The following is a 15,839-nucleotide window of genomic DNA, read 5'->3' as shown; positions in this document are numbered from 1 at the left end:
TGCCAGCAATGGCGGGGTTTTGTCGTTTTTTAGGCTGCTATCAGTGGCCTTTCTTTCTACTACACAGCACCCCCGAGAGAATAACGGAGGTGATCCCATGATCCTGAGCGGCTTAATCGGACAAACAATGAAATGGATCGAAGATTTCCTGCCGTCGCTCTATGCAGCTACCGCCGCGGGTAGCATTTCTGCGCTGATGAGTATCTACGACGGAAAATCTGTAGTTAAAACCGTAACCGGCGCGCTGTCGTGCGGGATCCTGACGCTGTCGATCGCTGGTTCGTTAGAACTGTTCGGCCTGCCTGGTAACTCTGTGACCTTTGTCGGCGCCACCATCGGTTTTGTCGGCGCTGAGAAGGTACGCGACAAGGTGCTGGCGCTATTCAATCGCCGTATTGATCGCAACAGCGGCGACTCCATCGAGAAAAAATAATGAACGAATCACAGTTTCAAAAAGCGGCTGGTATTGGTGCCGAGGCCGCCGCACGCTGGTACCCGCATATTGACGCCGCGCTGGCGGAGTTTGGGATCACTACCACGGAAGATATAGCGATGTTTATCGCTCAGGTTAGTCATGAGTCAGCCGGATTTTCCCGCCTGGTCGAGAGCCTGAACTATACGCCGACCGCGCTGGTATCCACATTCGGAAAGGCTCGCATTTCTCAGTATCAGGCCGATATGCTGGGGCGCACCGTCGATCACCCGGCGAATCAGCCCGCCATTGCCAATCTGGTTTACGGCGGGGAGTGGGGTAAAACCTACCTCGGCAACCAGGGATCTGGCGACGGCTGGAAATATCGAGGGCGTGGCCTGATCCAGATCACCGGCCTGGCAAACTACCGGAGCTGCGGCGCCGCGCTGAAAACCGATCTGGTTTCGGCTCCCGAACTGCTCGCCCAAGATGATGGGGCCGCCCGCTCTGCGGCATGGTTCTTTTCTTCCCGTGGCTGCCTGCAGCATACCGGCGACCTTGCGGCAGTTACGCGGATTATCAATGGCGGCCTGACCGGCATAGAACAGCGCCGGAGTTTATACGGTCGGGCACTGGATGCGCTGAAATGATAGCCATAGCGGAAAAATACTGGCGGCTGCTGGTGTTGGTTGCGCTGCTGGCCGCTCTCTGGGGGTTTGGTCACTGGCGCTATGCCGCCGGGCAGGATGCAGCTAATACCGCATGGAAGCAGGAGTGGGCCAAACGTGACGCAGCAGACGCTAAAGCGGTGGCACAGCGGGAGGCCGCAGAGCGCGAAGAAGAACGCCGCCGCCAGGCTGCGGTAGATAAGGAATCGAACGATGCCGACAAAAAAATTGCTGCTGCGGCTGCTGATGCTAAACGGGCTGATCTGGCTGCTGCAGGGTTGCGGGACGAAATATCCCGAGTACAGCGCCAGCTCCGTAACAGTGAGCAGCGCAGAAATGCCACAGTTGCCGAACTCCGCCAGGCAAGGGCCGAGGTCACCGAACTGTACGCCCAGCTGCTCCGCGAATCTGACCGCGCGGCGGGAGAGTATGCGGCAGAGGCTGACCGCAGTTTTACAGCAGGCCAGGCATGTGAACGAATCTACGACGCAGTGAGAGAGAGAAAATAATGGAATACGCAATTCTTGCAGTTGGTTGTCTCATCGTTGGTTTTGTCGCTGGCGCGCTGGTGTACCGCAAACACTCGGTACAGGGTGACGCTATCGTGCAGCAGCTGAAGGAGCTGCAGGCCAAGATCGAGAAGCGATAGGGCATTACAGCAGCCATTTAATGAGTGGCTGCGATAATGGCCTTGTTATTTTTATGGAAACCCCCATTTACATCTTGTTACCCACCATTCTGGTGGGGGAAAAGAAAGGGAGTTGATATGTTAGAAGGCTATACGATTAAAACATCTGATGATCGTGAAAGGGTTCTTGCTGTCCAGGCTGCATTGGAGATAGCAAAGGCATCGGTGGGTTCTGTCGGTGCCAGTACTCAATCAAGAGTAGCCGCCGATCTCAAAGCTGTAGCAAGCGAAATTAGTGATCTGGCTGATGCTATTCAAGCAGCTGTCGCCAAACGGTAGACGGTCAATTTTTTTACTTATAACCCGCTTAGGCGGGTTTTTTGCTTTTTGAGAGGAATTAATGGCAAAACCGGACTGGGAGGCCATTGAGTCGGCTTACCGGGCCGGGGTATTGAGCCTCCGTGAAATTGGTGCTCAGCATGGTGTTACAGAAGGGGCTATCAGGAAGAGAGCCAAGAAGCTGGAATGGGTACGCAAGGGTGGTACGCAGGTACGCAAAAAAGGTACGCAGAAGAAAAACGCGCGTACCAAAGATAAGTCCGCCACCTCTGGAGATTCGCAAAAGCGAACACAGCCAGAAGATGGACGCCTCGCAGATACGAAACCGATTCGTGGTTCGCGTACTGCGCCGCCAGTAAATCCATTCCAGCCTGGAAACCAACACGCTCTTAAACACGGTGGTTACGCCCGACGCCTCCTACTGAAAGATGAAGTTATCGAAGACGCCAGAGCGCTGACGCTGGAGGATGAACTCTTTCGCCTCCGGGCGAGCAACCTGGTGGCTTCGGAAAACATCGGGCGCTGGATAACTTTGCTGGAAGACGCAGAGGGCGACCAACAGCGCAAGGTTCTGATGGATAACATTAGCGCCGCTGAAAAGGCCATGATGCGTAACACGGTGCGTATTGAATCCATCGTAGGAACGCTGGCAACTGTCGGGAAAATATTTGCTGACACCGACTACCGTAAAGCCGCCACTGAAAAAGTGTCGCTGGAGGCTGATCGCCTGCGCCGCGATGCTGGTATTGATGATGGTAATGGAGAGCGTGACCTCAATGACTTCTACGCTGACATCCAGACCGACCCTGAATCCGGTTCTGAGAAATTTCTGGACGACACAGGCGCGTAACAAGGTGCTTTTTGGCGGTCGGTCATCATCGAAATCCTGGGATGCTGCCGGTTTCGCGATATTCCTGGCGAATAAATACAGCCTGCGCTTTTGCTGCGCCCGGCAGATTCAGAACAAAATTGAGGAGTCGGTTTACACGCTGCTCAAAATCCAGATTGACCGATTTGGCCTGCGCCACAGATTCCGCATCCTGAATAACAAAATTATTAACCGGGTTACCGGCTCTGAGTTCGTTTTTTACGGCCTCTGGCGAAATATCGAAGAGATAAAGTCGCTGGAGGGGATCAGCGTGCTGTGGCTGGAAGAAGCGCACGCCCTGACTGAATATCAGTGGAAGATTCTGGAGCCGACGATCCGTAAATCCGGTTCTGAATGCTGGTTTATCTTCAACCCCGGGTTGGTCACTGATTTTGTGTGGCGAAACTTCGTTGTTGACCCACCAGAAGACACGCTGATCCGCAAAATCAATTACGACGAAAACCCCTTCCTGTCTGACACTATGTTGAAAGTTATCGACGCTGCCCGGCGCCGAGACCCTGACGGGTTTAAGCATGTCTACGAGGGAGTGCCAGAGTCTGACGATGATGCGGCCATTATCAAGCTGTCGTGGATAGAGGCGGCGGTCGATGCGCATAAGGTTCTGAACTTCGAGCCCAGTGGTCGTAAGCGAGTGGGCTTTGACGTTGCTGATAGCGGAGCCGATAAGTGCGCCAACGTCTATCGTCACGGCTCTGTTATCTACTGGGCCGATGAATGGAAAGCGAAGGAAGATGAGCTGCTGAAAAGCTGTCAGCGCACATATCAGGCCGCCCTGGAACGCAATGCAGATATCGTCTACGACTCGATTGGCGTTGGTGCCTCTGCAGGTGCCAAATTCTCGGAGATTAACGAGGATCGGCGAAGTGAGAATGCTTACTCCAGCAGAGTGAATTATCAGCGGTTCAACGCTGGTGCTGGTGTCCATGAGCCGGATGGAGAATATAACGGCATTCCGAACAAAGATTTTTTCGCAAACCTGAAGGCCCAGGCGTGGTGGCTGGTGGCCGATCGCTTCCGCAATACCTTTAATGCCATCAATAACGGTGAACAGTATGAAGTTGATGAGCTGATCAGCATTGATTCAGCATGCCCGCTACTGGAAAAACTTAAGCTGGAGTTGACCACGCCACATCGCGACTTTGATCGTAATGGCCGTGTAATGGTGGAGAGTAAAAAAGACCTGGCCAAGCGTGATGTTCCATCGCCGAACGTAGCCGATGCTTTCATCATGGCATTCGCTCCGACAGACTCCTCTCTGGATGCCTGGGCTGCGTTGGGGCGGGAATAGAAAACTGCTGAAAACAGGCGCTTCAACGAGAAAATGCGCTATGCACTTTTCGTCCCGTTTTATGCATGGTTTATTCACCCATTTTTCCTCACTTTACCAATCAAAATAGCCGCTTCGCCGGATAATCCCGGCGAGTGCTCTCGCCGTGGTGCGGGTAACGTCCATTATGTTAAATCGCGCCCTTTTTATGAAAATTTAACGGGGGGGACAATGGCCCGTAAAAATCGCCGTAAGGGCGGAAAAAAGCAGCCCGTTCGCACCGGCGACGGCTACAACAATTTCCCCGCAAAACTGGGAGCCCAAACGCAAAATATCCAGTCTGGCGGAACGTACATCCCTGGCTACCTGACGCGTAACCGCGTCGAACTGGAATTCGCCTACCGATCATCATTTCTGGTCGGTGCTGCTGTCGATGCGGTAGCGGATGACATGACACGTAAAGGGGTGACCATCGGCGGGGAACTGGATCCCGACCAGAAAGGAAAGCTGGAAACGTTCTGGGAGTCTATCGGGCTTTGGGATGGCATGAACAATACCCTGAAATGGTCGAGGCTGTACGGTGGCGCTGTTCTGGTTGCTCTCATTGAAGGGCAGGACATGTCAACGGAACTACGTCCAGAGACCATCAAGGAAAACCAGTTTAAAGGGGTGATTTGCCTCGATCGCTGGATGTTGCGGCCCAGCTATGACGACCTAGTGACAGAATACGGCCCGGATTTTGGCAAGCCGAAATTCTACGAGGTTGTGACCAACCAGCAGGGGATTCCTGCCTGGCAAATCCACCATTCTCGCCTGATCCGAATGGATGGGGAAAAGCTGCCATTCCAGCAGGCCCAGACCGAGAACGGCTGGGGGATGTCGGTTGTTGAGCGCATCTTCGAGCGTATCCAGGCGTTTGATACTGCAACGGTAGGGACAACTCAGCTAATCCACAAAGCCCACCTGCGGACGTACAGCATTAAAGGGTTGCGTAGCATCCTGGCTAGTGGTGGCCCCATGGAAAAGGGGTTGATGCGCCATATGGATATGATCCGGGAATATCAGACCATCGAAGGGATGACACTGATGGATGCCGAGGATGAATTCCAGACCCATAGTTATTCATTCGCCGGGGTTGCCGACGTCATCCTGCGGTTTGCTGAACAGGTTTCCGGCGCCACGGGGATACCTCTGGTCAGGCTGTTCGGCCAGTCTCCATCTGGTTTCAGTACCGGGGACGGCGACCTGGAGAACTACTATAGCCGGATAAACACACAGCAGGAAAACAGGCTACGCCGTGGCCTGCGGTGGCTGCTGGATATCTCCTGGCGGTCATTGTTCGGTGAGGAGCTGCCGAAGGGCGTCTCGTTCGAGTTTAACAAGCTGTGGGAGATGTCGGACGTTGACCGGGCTACCATGGCTAACAACGTGGCTACAGCCATTTCTACGCTGGTGGATCGTCAGATTATGCCGGTACATGCTGCAATGACTGACCTGCGCAACATGTCGGACGTGATCGGCATTGGCGGCTCTATCACCGATGAGGATATCGAGAATGCGAAGAAAGAGTGGGAGGAGGATGAACCTCCGGCCAGCGCTCCGCCGCCGTTCGGAGATCCAGTATCAGAAAAGCCTACTGGCGATAGCGAGCCAGGTCGGCGAAATCGTCGCGGGATCCTACGATGGTTCACAGGCCAGCGCTGACCGCGCGGCGTCGCAGCTACTCGATTATTCGCTGGTGCTCGACGACTGGGCGAAACTGACCGCGCAACGCATGTTCACCCAGGTAGAGCGCGAGGAGTGGAACCAGTGGCGCAGCGTGTCGCAATCAATCTCTGATGAGCTGCGCGATGTGGTCGGTAATACCCCCATCGGACAGACTGCCAGCGATATCGTTTACCGACAGATTCAGGTTATCAAATCCCTGCCCATTGAGGCGGCCGATCGCGTGCGGGATATACAGACCCGGGCGTTGCAGGCGGTGGTTAATGGTGAGCGACCAGATGAACTCTACGAAATGATCCTGTCATCCGGGGATGTGGCCGCCAGCCGCGCGCGCCTTATAGCCAGAACGGAAATCGGGCGGGCCACCGTGGCGCTAACAGAGGCCCGGGCCACGGCAGTTGGGTCAGAGGGCTACTGGTGGAGGATAGAAGGTGCCGGAACGCGCCAGTCACATTTCTGGATGCGAAATAAATTTGTGCGCTGGGATAACCCGCCAACGCTGGACGGCATGACCGGCCATGCTGGATGCCTGCCGAACTGCAAGTGCTGGCCGGAAGTCCAGATCCCCACATCAAGGAGATAAAAAATGAAGCATAACTACTATTCGTATTTCGAGGGATACAATACTCGCGGAGAAGTTATTTTTAATGGAAATGGCTATTTCACCACGGAGCCACATCCACCAACGAATGATAACCTTATCGGTCATGTGGAACATTTGCTTAAAATTTCCCGGGAAAAGAACCCCCTTGTAACCCGAGTAGTTATCAAGAACCTCACCAAATTGTAGACCGTCGCCCAGGCGGTTTTTTATTGCCCGCTATTCAGTAGGTAACCAATGAAATATTTCTTCACCACCCGCTTGGGCGAAACGCGCTACCTACAGGCGGACGGCTCCTTGTTGTGCAAGGACGTGCCGATCGCACGCCTCGGAACGCAAACATACCTGGCGGAAGAACTGCCGGACATTGAGCCCGGCCCGGACGGCTTGATCACTGTCTACAGAACTGAAGATGAAGTCTTCTCTCCTGAGACGATGGCGAGCTTCGAAGGTGTCGCCGTTACACTCGGACATCCGGAAGACCACGCCGGAAACATCGTATTCGTTAACCCGGAAAACTACGGTGACCTGGCGCACGGCCATATACAGAACGTTCGCCGCGGTACCGACGCAGATTCAGACCTGCTGATAGCCGATCTGCTGATAAAGCGCCAGGCGGCAATTGATGCCGTGAATAACGGGGCACGTGAAGTCAGTTGCGGATATGACGCCCACTACAAGCAGATCTCACCAGGCAAAGCGAAGCAATACCTAATCACCGGGAACCACGTAGCCATTGTTGATAAGGGTCGCGCGGGTTCCCGCTGTGCCATCGGGGATTCCGCCCCATCAATGAAAAAGGAGAAGCCTGTAATGTCATGGCTGAAAAAACTGGCGACGGCCATTAAAACGAAAGATGAAGATGCGCTGGAAAAGCTCATCGATGAGGCGCCGGATATGCCCTCTGACGGCATGAGCAATATCCCGGGCGTCACTATCAACCTGAACACGCCCGCCCAGGCTACATCGTTGCCGGAGGAGCAGCAGACCACCACCGATGATGATCCCGACCCCGAGGCAACCGGGGACGATGAAGAGATCCCGGAGTGGGGCAAGAAGCTGATCGCCGCCGTAGAGGCTCTGTCCGGGAAAACGGGTGATGCTGATCCCGATGATGACGAAACCCAGACCGACGACGAAGACGCGGAAGAAGACGCGAAAATCACCGGCGACGCGGCATATAAGCGTCACATTATCGGTGATGCTGAAATTATCGCGCCGGGATTTAAGCCGAAGGGTAGCAAGGGGATTAAGCGACAGGTACTCAACCACGCGCTGCGTACCGGCGACAGCCTGGCGGCATTCGGCATTGATGATTTTAGCAAGGTGCCGAAAGCTACCGTGGATGCCGTGTTTACCGCCGCTGCGGCGATGAATAAAGCGCGCAATCAGATCACCCCACTGACGCCCACGCGCGACAGCGCCCCTTCCGCTGGCTCCAAACATGCAAATCCGGCGCAGCTGAATCAGCAGTACGCCGAGTTCTGGAAACGCTCTAACTAAAAGGTACCCCCATGGCTGGAACTTCCTATTTAACCCGGATGCCGCTTGGCATCGCCGGGTCGATTACCCGTCTGCGCGATCTGACCACTGAACCGGTCATGCTGGACACCACCCAAAAATTCGATAAGTACGGCTACGCCGGGAAGTACGACGGCGATAAGTTCGTCCCCCTGGAAGATGGCGATTCGGTCGATAAGGTCGCCGGTATTCTGGTTCGCCCGTACCCGACGCAATCTCCCTCTGATGTGGCTTATATCGGCGTTGAATCCGGTTTCACCGGCGATGCCCTGAAACGTGGATACATTTGCGTGACTGTCACTTCCGGGGATGCCGCCGCGGCCAAAAAAGGCGATCCGGTTTATGTCCGTGTTGCGGGCGCGACCACCGATAGCCCGCTGGGTTCTTTCCTGCTGGCTCCCGATTCCACGGCTGAGAATACCCCTCAACTGACCATCGCCCAGGTTATGGGGCCAGGTGATGCCGCAGCCGGTACCGGCAAAGGGCATGTAGAAATCGCTTACAACATCTAAGGAACACTATGTTTACTATCGACAAAAAAACCGCCGATGCTGCAGGCGCTTTCCTCGTTGGCGAGCTGGAACGCCTGGATCAGACGCTAAACCTGCCGCTGGTCTCCTACAAATGGAGCCGCGACATCTCGCTGCGTAGCGATGTTTCTATTGCTGATGAGATGTCATCGTTCACTAATACCGATCTGGCCGCCGCTGGTGGTGTAAACCCCAACGGTAAGAACTGGATCGGCAAAAACTCCACGGCGATTCCCGGTGTGAATCTCCTCATCGAGAGAACTGCGCAGCCGCTGACCCTCTGGGGTATGGAAATTGGCTGGACTCTGCCGGAGCTGGCATCCGCTCAGCAGTTGGGCCGCCCGGTCGACACGCAGAAATACGACGCCATGCGCATGAAATGGAATATGGACGTTGACGAGCAGGTGTATATCGGCGATGAGGGACTGGGTATTACTGGCCTGTTGAACCTGAAACAGGTACCGGCACAGGCCGCCGCTGCGGCGTGGACGGCTGCAACCTCTCCCGACGACATTGTGCAGGATATCAATATCGTGCTGACCGATGCCTGGTTGCGTTCTGGTTACGCGATGTGCCCCCGCAAAATTGGGCTGGCTCCCGAGCTGTTCGGCCTGCTGGCCAGCAAGAAGGTTTCCGAAGCAGGGAATATTTCCGTACTGGAATACGTGAAGATCAACACTATCGCGTTCCAGGAGAACGGGGAGCCGCTGGAAATCGTCTCTATGAAGTGGGCGAGCAAGCGCGGCGCCAATGGCGCGCATCGTATCGTTGCGTACACCCAGGATGAAAAATACATTCGCTTCCCTCTGGTGCCGCTGCTGAACACGCCGCTGGAATATCGCGGCCTGCATCAGCTCACCACCTACTACGGCCGCCTAGGTCAGGTAGAAACGCCATACGCGAATACCATTTCATATCTGGATGTCCCGGCATCCTGACCACTGAGCGGGGGAAACCCCGCTATCAAGGAGAATCGCAATGAAACGATATCTGGTTGAGCGCGTTGCAACGCTGGCATTCCCGAATGGTTCCCGCGTCACCCTGGAGACCGGGATTCAGAATTACCCCGATGAAGTGGCCGCGCACTGGGCGTTTTCTGCCTACGCGAAGCCCCTGGATAATCCTACTGAGCAGCAGGAGCAGCAGGAGCAGCAGGAGCAGCAGGGGGAGGATAAGAGCGGCAAAGCCGATAAGGGGAAAGCTGATGGCAAAAAACAGCAGGCTACCGACAAGTGACCGGTTTCGCGCCGACTTCCCCGAATTTTCAGATGAAACTCGCTACCCCTCCGCTTCGATAGATTTTTACCTCGGTATGGCCGACACCATCCTCGATCAGAACAAGCTGGGTGACCAGTTCGTGTATCTGGCCGAGCTGTTTGTCGCTCATTACACAGAGTTACGCGGGCGGATAACCGCTGGCGCTTCTTCTGGGGTGAACTCATCCGGGGGCGGGGTGGCAACGTCAAAATCTGTAGATAAGGTCAGCGTCAGCTACGACACCTCCGGGATTATCAATCCTGATGCTGGTTTCTGGAATAACACCGGCTACGGGCGAGAGTTTTTCTGGTGGTGGTCGATGTTCGGCGCAGGCGGGAGGCAATTGCTATGAGTGGAGTAAAGATCACCACCGACAACGCCAGCGCGGTTTTGTCTGCGCTGTTGAATTTGTCCAAAACCGAGGTGCTGGTCGGCATTCCTGAGCAGAACGCCAACCGGGAAGACGGCGAAGTACTGAATAACGCCGAAATAGCCTACCTGCAGTCAACCGGCGGCGACGTGGTATTGGGCGGCCAGACGGTCACTCTGACGCCGCGCCCCTTCCTGGATATTGGTATCGAGGATACGTCTGATATCACCTCCGGTTTTCTGGCCGATGCGGCATCAAGTGCAATGGATGGTGATGATGCCGCGGCAAGCCGCGCGCTGGAAAAGGCCGGCATTACGGCCCAGAACGGCGCTAAGCGGGTAATTAGCGATGGTGACAGACTGGCACCACTGTCACCGGCCACGCTGGCGGACAGGCGCAGAAATGGTATCCCTGGTCAAAAGCCACTGTACGCCCACGGCTATTTACTTCGCTCGGTTAACTACGTCGTGAGGAAAAAATAATGCCATTTCTCGATGTGTCTGATGTTCTTCTCGATCCTGACTTTTGCGACAACAGCCTGATTTGCAAACGCAACACGCAAACCACGGATGCAGATGGCTTCACCAGCAACGCGACCGAGTCCATCCCGTTTGTCGGGGTGGTGACCGTTGATCGATCGCTGGAGGCCCGCAGGATGGAGGCAGGGCAGAGCATAGACGGCGCTATTTTCATTGCTACGCAGTTCCGGCTGACTCAGGGCCAGCCCGGTATTGATGCCGATGTGGTGACCTACAACGGGCGGGATTACCGCGTCACATTTGTTGACCCCTATGTGCGCTATGGCGCCGGGTTTGTGCAGGCGCACTGTGAACTGATGCCCGTAGACGGAGGGATACCCATTGACGGCTAACAGCAGTGAACAGGCGGGCTATCTGGCCCCGCTCAGCGACTCCCCGGCATACGACGAAACGCTGGAGCGCGAGATCAGCCGCTGGATCCGTGCAGTAAGCGGATTGCCCGACGGTAAAGTATTTCCGCGCTGGACAGACCCGCAGCCGGAGATACCGCCGCTCGGAACCAACTGGGCGGCGTTCGGTATCACCTCCATTCAGGAGGATGCCAACCCGGCCAGCGTCAGTAACGGCGATGAGTCGGATCAGCAATGGCAGCATGAAACCATCGTCATCATCGTCTGCTTTTACGGCCCCGGCGGTCAGGCGATAGCAACCCGATTCCGGGATGGCCTCAGAGTCGCGCAGAACAACGCCGAGCTAAATCGCACGACGCTAAGCTACGCCGATAATTCCCGCATCGTTTCCGCGCCGGAACTCATCAACAAGCAGTGGCAACGCCGCTACGACATCAACGTAACGCTGCGCCGGAAGGTAGTGCGCGAGTACGGCATTAAACGGCTGGTGGATGCACCAGTAACCTATTTTGGAGATTAACCTATGGCACAGGGCTTACCTGTTTCCAACGTTGTTAACGTTGACGTGATTATGGCGCCCAAAGCGGCTACCGGCCGGAACTTTGGCGCGCTGCTGATTTTGGGTCCATCCACCGTTATTCCGGTTGGTGAGCGTATCCGCATGTATGCCGCCGCTGAGGATATCGCGGAAGATTTCGGCGTGGATAGCCCAGAATACGAGGCGGCTGTCGCATATTTTTCTCAGTCTCCTACACCGTCCGATGTGTATATCGGGCGCTGGGCTAAAACCCCGGATGACGAAGAGAACGGAACCCCGGAAACCCTGCTGGAGGCGGTAAACGCCGCTATGCAGTTTACGAACTGGTACGGGCTGGCGATTGCCGACAGTGAGGCGATCCCTGACGCTGATTACCTGGCGGTCGCGGCAGCGGTGGAGGCGTCCAGCCTGAGCCGGATTCTGGCAGTTACTACGGACGCGGCGGCCACGATTGAAACCACATCGACCGACGATCTGGCGTCGAAACTGAAAGCGGCCAGCTACGGGCGCACATTCATTCAGTATTCGACCAGCAGCAAATACGCCGCGGTCTCTGCGTTCGGGCGTGCGTTCACCGTCAATTTCAACGGCAGCAATACCACGCTGACGCTGAAATTTAAGCAGGAGCCGGGCGTCACCTATGAAATGCTGACCGTTAACCAGGCGGCGGCCGTCGATGCCAAAAACTGCAACGTGTATGTCTACTACGCCAATGACACCGCCATTTTGCAACAGGGCGTGATGTCGAACGGTGATTTCTTTGATGAGCGCCACGGCCTGGACTGGTTGCAGAACTACGTACAGACCAACCTCTATAACCTGCTGTACACCAGCACCACCAAGATCCCCCAGACCGACGCAGGCGTAACCCGCCTGGTGGGGAACGTAGAACAGTCAATGGATCAGGCAGTGACTAACGGCCTGGTGGCCGCGGGCGTCTGGAACGGTGGCGATATCGGCGAGCTGGTGGCTGGCGACACTCTGACGAAGGGCTATTACGTTTATGCGCAGCCGCTGAGCCAGCAGGCACAGTCAGACCGCGAAGCGCGTAAGGCGCCTCTGATTCAGGTGGCCTGTAAGCTGGCTGGCGCCGTTCACTATGCCGATGTGCAGATTAACGTGGTGCGTTAAGGGGTAACTGATGAGCACTTATTCTTTTATGGATGTAACGGCCTCTTTCACGGGGCCGACTGGCGTTATCGATCTGGGCTATGGCTCTGCGAACTCGGAAGAGGGTGTGACCGTCACCATGACGGAGAACAAAAACACCATGACGATTGGCGCCGACGGTGAAGTGATGCACAGCCTGCACGCCGGGAAAAGCGGCTCGGTTACCGTCACGCTGCTGAAAACTTCCCCGGTAAATAAGAAGCTGTCTCTGGCCTACAACGCCCAGAGCCAATCTTCGGCGACCTGGGGGAATAACGTCATTGTGATCCGCAACACGGCCTCGGGGGATATCACAACGGCGCGCTCGGTGGCGTTCCAGAAGCAGCCCGACAACAACAACGCCAAAGACGGCGGGACAGTGGCCTGGGTATTTGACTGCGGCAAAATTGACCAGGTACTGGGGGAGTTTTAACGTATGGAAATCACTATCAAAGAGCAGAATTACCGCATCGCGAAGCTGAGCGTATTTGATCAGTTGAAAGTCGCCCGTAAGCTGCTGCCGGTGGTGGCGGGTGTGGTGGGGGACTTTCGCGCCATGCAGGATGGCGCGGCCTCTCTGGAAACTGCGCTGCCGAAAATCGCGGATGCTATCAGCTCGCTGAGTGATGAAGACTGCAACGCGATTATCTACCCCTGTCTGGCGGTGGTTTCGCGCCAGCACCAAAAAGCCTGGGTACCGGTATTCAGCCAGGGCGCGCTGGCGTTCGACGACATCGACCTGATGACCATGCTGCAACTGGTGGCCCGGGTGGTGGCCGATTCGCTGGGAAATTTTTTGCAAGAACTCCCTACCAGCGAGACAGCCCCCCTTCCTGCGAAATAACGTTCAACCGCCTGCCGGGTGGTGAGGATTTTATCCTGCGCCCGGCGCTGAAATTCCAGATTGATCAGAAAGACCTGGACAGCGGGCGGGTTGATCTCGCCCGTATCGCGCTACTGAACGATTATCTGGATATGGACGCGGACAATATGAACCGAATAGAGAAATGGAGAGCGGCCAATGAACGCTGAGGTGATGAAATCGTTTTTGGTTTCGCTCGGTTTCGACGTTGACGAGTCCGGACAGCGAAAATTCGAGGCGACGCTGACCGGCGTCACGGCGAACGCCATTAAGGCCGGTACCGCTATCGAGGCGGCGGCGCTGTCTGTTGTAGCGTTTACGGCGAAAATTGCCAGCGGTCTTGATGAGCTGTTTTGGGCGTCCCAGCGCACTGGCGCCAGCGTCCAGGGTATCAAAGCGGTCGGTTATGCCGTCAGTCAGGTCGGCGGTGACGCTAACGCGGCGCGGAATTCACTGGAAAATCTCGCCCGGTTCCTGCGTAACAACCCGGGCGCCGAAGGCTTCCTGAACCGGCTGGGCGTGCAGACCCGCGACGCAAGCGGGCGTATGCGTGACATGTCACAGGTGTTTGCCGACGCTGGCCGCCAGCTCAGTAAAATGCCGTACTACCGCGCTAACCAGTACGCGCAGATGCTCGGCATTGACGAAAATACCCTGATGGCAATGCGCCGGGGACTGGGACAGTACCAGGGCGAATACTCCGCCATGGCGAAGGCAATCGGCTTTAATGCTGACCGGGCGGCGGAATCCTCCAATCGCTTCATGACGTCGCTTAAGTCGTTCGGCACTCTGGCGGGGCTGGCCCGGGATAAAATCGGCTCCGGGTTGGCTGACGGCCTGGCCGACTCGCTCGATACCCTGCGTAAGCGCATCCTCGACAACTTCCCCAAAATCGAGGCGGTGATTACCCGCGGTGTTAAAGGCATCCTACGGCTGGCTGACATTATCAATCACCTGGTATTTCGCCTCATCCAGGGGGTCGACGCGCTGGCGCGCTGGTGGTCGTCACTCAGCAAATCAACCCGGGAGCTGATCACTCTGTTCGGCGCGCTGACGGTGGCCCTTCGCCTGATGAGCAGCGCCTTCTGGATGTCGCCCATTGGCATCATTACCGCACTGGCTGGCGCTATCGCGCTACTGTGGGACGACTACCAGACCTGGAAGGAGGGCGGCAAAAGCCTGATTGACTGGGGGAAATGGAAACCGCAGATCGACACCGCCATGAAAGCGCTGGCGGAGTTTCAGCGATCTGTTTCTTCGCTTAAAGACGCGCTGCTGACGCTGCTGGGAATTGACCCTAAAACATGGTCACTGAAATGGGACTTTGAGAACTTCATCACCCAGATGGGTGAGTTCGGCAAGATGCTGAATATGATTGCCGACCTGCTGAACGCCATCAAAGACGGCAACTGGGGCCAGGCGGCCAGTATTGGTAAGCAGTTGCTCAAACAGGGAAGCGATCAGCCTGATGCCCTGCCAGCGGTAACGGCCAGCGCAGAGGCTACCCGCAAAGGGATCATAGACTGGTACAACACAGCCAACGACCAGTTAAACCAGTATCTACCGGTGTGGATGGGGGGCACACCGAAAGCGCCAACGGTGCAAGGCGCACCGGCAGCGGCGCAGGATATTCCGGGTAATGCCCCAAGGGGTATCCGCAACAACAACCCCGGCAATCTGAACTACGTCGGCCAGCATGGCGCCACGCTCGAACGCCCCGGCGGCCGGTTCGCCCGGTTCGAAAGTGCCTTTGACGGGCTACAGGCGCTGGGTCGCCAGCTTCTTCGTTATTTCGATGGCAAAACTACCGGGCGGCGCCTGCAGACTGTGCGCGACATTATTTCGACCTGGGCGCCAGCGTCAGATAACAACAACACAGCGGCATACATTGCGCAGATAGCGCGGCATCTGAATGTTGCTCCGGACGCAGCGCTAAACCTGCGCGACCCTGAAACACTGTCGCGGCTGATGAATGGCATCATTCGCCACGAGAACGGCGCAAATCCGTACCAGCGTGAGCTGGTGGCCGCCGCGGCAAACTCGGCAACCGGCCGGGGGGCGGAGGTGAACCAGAGCAACACCTATCACATCTACGGTGGTGGGGATCCCCGGTCGGTTGCGTCCGAGGTTGAACGCCGCCAGGTCAGCGCGAATTCCATGGCGCTACGCAATCAGCAAACTAAGGTGGGGTGAT

The 15,839-nt window shown here is 56.2% G+C and carries 23 protein-coding genes; all 23 read left to right on the top strand.

Annotation, left to right across the window (positions count from 1 at the left end):
* The first annotated feature begins 97 nt into the window (after positions 1-97).
* The 23 genes from V3W49_RS00510 to V3W49_RS00400 all read left to right on the top strand — a co-directional run bounded on the left by V3W49_RS00510 (position 98) and on the right by V3W49_RS00400 (position 15,838).
* The gene (locus V3W49_RS00510; protein WP_500142950.1) at positions 98-433 is read left to right on the top strand and encodes a phage holin, lambda family; all 336 of its coding nucleotides are present in this window, start codon (positions 98-100) and stop codon (positions 431-433) included.
* Positions 433-1,062 carry a glycoside hydrolase family 19 protein gene (locus V3W49_RS00505; protein WP_500142948.1) on the top strand — a complete coding sequence of 210 codons (630 nt, stop codon included), beginning with the start codon at positions 433-435 and terminating at the stop codon, positions 1,060-1,062. The genes V3W49_RS00510 and V3W49_RS00505 overlap by 1 nt, the downstream gene beginning before the upstream one ends.
* Positions 1,059-1,589 carry a DUF2514 family protein gene (locus tag V3W49_RS00500; protein ID WP_500142947.1) on the top strand — a complete coding sequence of 177 codons (531 nt, stop codon included), beginning with the start codon at positions 1,059-1,061 and terminating at the stop codon, positions 1,587-1,589. Before V3W49_RS00505 ends, V3W49_RS00500 begins: the two co-directional genes overlap by 4 nt.
* Positions 1,589-1,729, top strand: coding sequence for a hypothetical protein (locus V3W49_RS00495; protein ID WP_500142945.1), 141 nt, complete (start codon positions 1,589-1,591; stop codon positions 1,727-1,729). The genes V3W49_RS00500 and V3W49_RS00495 overlap by 1 nt, the downstream gene beginning before the upstream one ends.
* A 117-nt stretch (positions 1,730-1,846) precedes the next feature.
* Entirely contained in the window at positions 1,847-2,047 is a 201-nt protein-coding gene (locus tag V3W49_RS00490) for a hypothetical protein (protein WP_500142944.1), read from the top strand.
* Positions 2,048-2,108: 61 nt separating this feature from the next.
* The gene (locus V3W49_RS00485; protein ID WP_500142943.1) at positions 2,109-2,897 is read left to right on the top strand and encodes a hypothetical protein; all 789 of its coding nucleotides are present in this window, start codon (positions 2,109-2,111) and stop codon (positions 2,895-2,897) included.
* Positions 2,824-4,224, top strand: coding sequence for a PBSX family phage terminase large subunit (locus V3W49_RS00480; protein WP_500142942.1), 1,401 nt, complete (start codon positions 2,824-2,826; stop codon positions 4,222-4,224). Before V3W49_RS00485 ends, V3W49_RS00480 begins: the two co-directional genes overlap by 74 nt.
* A gap of 210 nt (positions 4,225-4,434) precedes the next feature.
* Positions 4,435-5,907 (top strand): DUF1073 domain-containing protein, encoded by a 1,473-nt coding sequence (locus V3W49_RS00475; protein WP_500143253.1) that lies wholly within the window; start codon positions 4,435-4,437, stop codon positions 5,905-5,907.
* Between the two features lie 70 nt (positions 5,908-5,977).
* Positions 5,978-6,511, top strand: a complete 534-nt coding sequence (locus V3W49_RS00470) for a phage head morphogenesis protein (RefSeq protein WP_500143251.1) — start codon at positions 5,978-5,980, stop codon at positions 6,509-6,511.
* Between the two features lie 3 nt (positions 6,512-6,514).
* A complete protein-coding gene (locus V3W49_RS00465; RefSeq protein ID WP_500142941.1) occupies positions 6,515-6,718 on the top strand; it encodes a hypothetical protein in 204 nt (67 codons plus the stop codon).
* A gap of 48 nt (positions 6,719-6,766) precedes the next feature.
* Positions 6,767-8,032 carry a DUF2213 domain-containing protein gene (locus V3W49_RS00460; protein ID WP_500142940.1) on the top strand — a complete coding sequence of 422 codons (1,266 nt, stop codon included), beginning with the start codon at positions 6,767-6,769 and terminating at the stop codon, positions 8,030-8,032.
* A gap of 11 nt (positions 8,033-8,043) precedes the next feature.
* Positions 8,044-8,562 (top strand): structural cement protein Gp24, encoded by a 519-nt coding sequence (locus V3W49_RS00455; RefSeq protein ID WP_500142938.1) that lies wholly within the window; start codon positions 8,044-8,046, stop codon positions 8,560-8,562.
* Positions 8,563-8,570: 8 nt separating this feature from the next.
* Complete coding sequence (locus V3W49_RS00450) at positions 8,571-9,518, top strand: DUF2184 domain-containing protein (RefSeq protein ID WP_500142936.1); 948 nt, start codon at positions 8,571-8,573, stop codon at positions 9,516-9,518.
* A 40-nt stretch (positions 9,519-9,558) separates the two neighbouring features.
* The gene (locus tag V3W49_RS00445; protein WP_500142935.1) at positions 9,559-9,816 is read left to right on the top strand and encodes an STY1053 family phage-associated protein; all 258 of its coding nucleotides are present in this window, start codon (positions 9,559-9,561) and stop codon (positions 9,814-9,816) included.
* Positions 9,785-10,189: a DUF4054 domain-containing protein gene (locus V3W49_RS00440; protein ID WP_138096813.1), complete on the top strand. Its 405-nt coding sequence runs from the start codon at positions 9,785-9,787 to the stop codon at positions 10,187-10,189. The genes V3W49_RS00445 and V3W49_RS00440 overlap by 32 nt, the downstream gene beginning before the upstream one ends.
* A complete protein-coding gene (locus tag V3W49_RS00435; protein ID WP_138096815.1) occupies positions 10,186-10,689 on the top strand; it encodes a hypothetical protein in 504 nt (167 codons plus the stop codon). Before V3W49_RS00440 ends, V3W49_RS00435 begins: the two co-directional genes overlap by 4 nt.
* Entirely contained in the window at positions 10,689-11,078 is a 390-nt protein-coding gene (locus V3W49_RS00430; protein ID WP_500142933.1) for a head-tail adaptor, read from the top strand. Before V3W49_RS00435 ends, V3W49_RS00430 begins: the two co-directional genes overlap by 1 nt.
* Complete coding sequence (locus V3W49_RS00425) at positions 11,068-11,616, top strand: phage neck terminator protein (RefSeq protein WP_500142931.1); 549 nt, start codon at positions 11,068-11,070, stop codon at positions 11,614-11,616. Before V3W49_RS00430 ends, V3W49_RS00425 begins: the two co-directional genes overlap by 11 nt.
* Before the next feature lie 3 nt (positions 11,617-11,619).
* The gene (locus V3W49_RS00420; RefSeq protein WP_500142930.1) at positions 11,620-12,765 is read left to right on the top strand and encodes a DUF3383 family protein; all 1,146 of its coding nucleotides are present in this window, start codon (positions 11,620-11,622) and stop codon (positions 12,763-12,765) included.
* Between the two features lie 10 nt (positions 12,766-12,775).
* Positions 12,776-13,216 carry a DUF3277 family protein gene (locus V3W49_RS00415; RefSeq protein ID WP_500142929.1) on the top strand — a complete coding sequence of 147 codons (441 nt, stop codon included), beginning with the start codon at positions 12,776-12,778 and terminating at the stop codon, positions 13,214-13,216.
* Between the two features lie 3 nt (positions 13,217-13,219).
* On the top strand, positions 13,220-13,627 hold the full coding sequence (locus tag V3W49_RS00410) for a phage tail assembly chaperone (protein WP_500142927.1): 408 nt from the start codon (positions 13,220-13,222) through the stop codon (positions 13,625-13,627).
* Complete coding sequence (locus V3W49_RS00405; protein WP_500143249.1) at positions 13,624-13,815, top strand: DUF6889 family protein; 192 nt, start codon at positions 13,624-13,626, stop codon at positions 13,813-13,815. The genes V3W49_RS00410 and V3W49_RS00405 overlap by 4 nt, the downstream gene beginning before the upstream one ends.
* Positions 13,805-15,838 carry a lytic transglycosylase gene (locus V3W49_RS00400; RefSeq protein ID WP_500142926.1) on the top strand — a complete coding sequence of 678 codons (2,034 nt, stop codon included), beginning with the start codon at positions 13,805-13,807 and terminating at the stop codon, positions 15,836-15,838. The genes V3W49_RS00405 and V3W49_RS00400 overlap by 11 nt, the downstream gene beginning before the upstream one ends.
* The last annotated feature ends 1 nt before the right edge of the window (position 15,839 follow it).

The sequence above is a fragment of the Rosenbergiella sp. YN46 genome (genome assembly GCF_036620675.1).
GTDB lineage: Bacteria > Pseudomonadota > Gammaproteobacteria > Enterobacterales > Enterobacteriaceae > Jejubacter.
The sequence above is the reverse complement of the archived record's forward strand: the minus strand, read 5'-3'. Positions and strand labels throughout refer to the sequence as shown.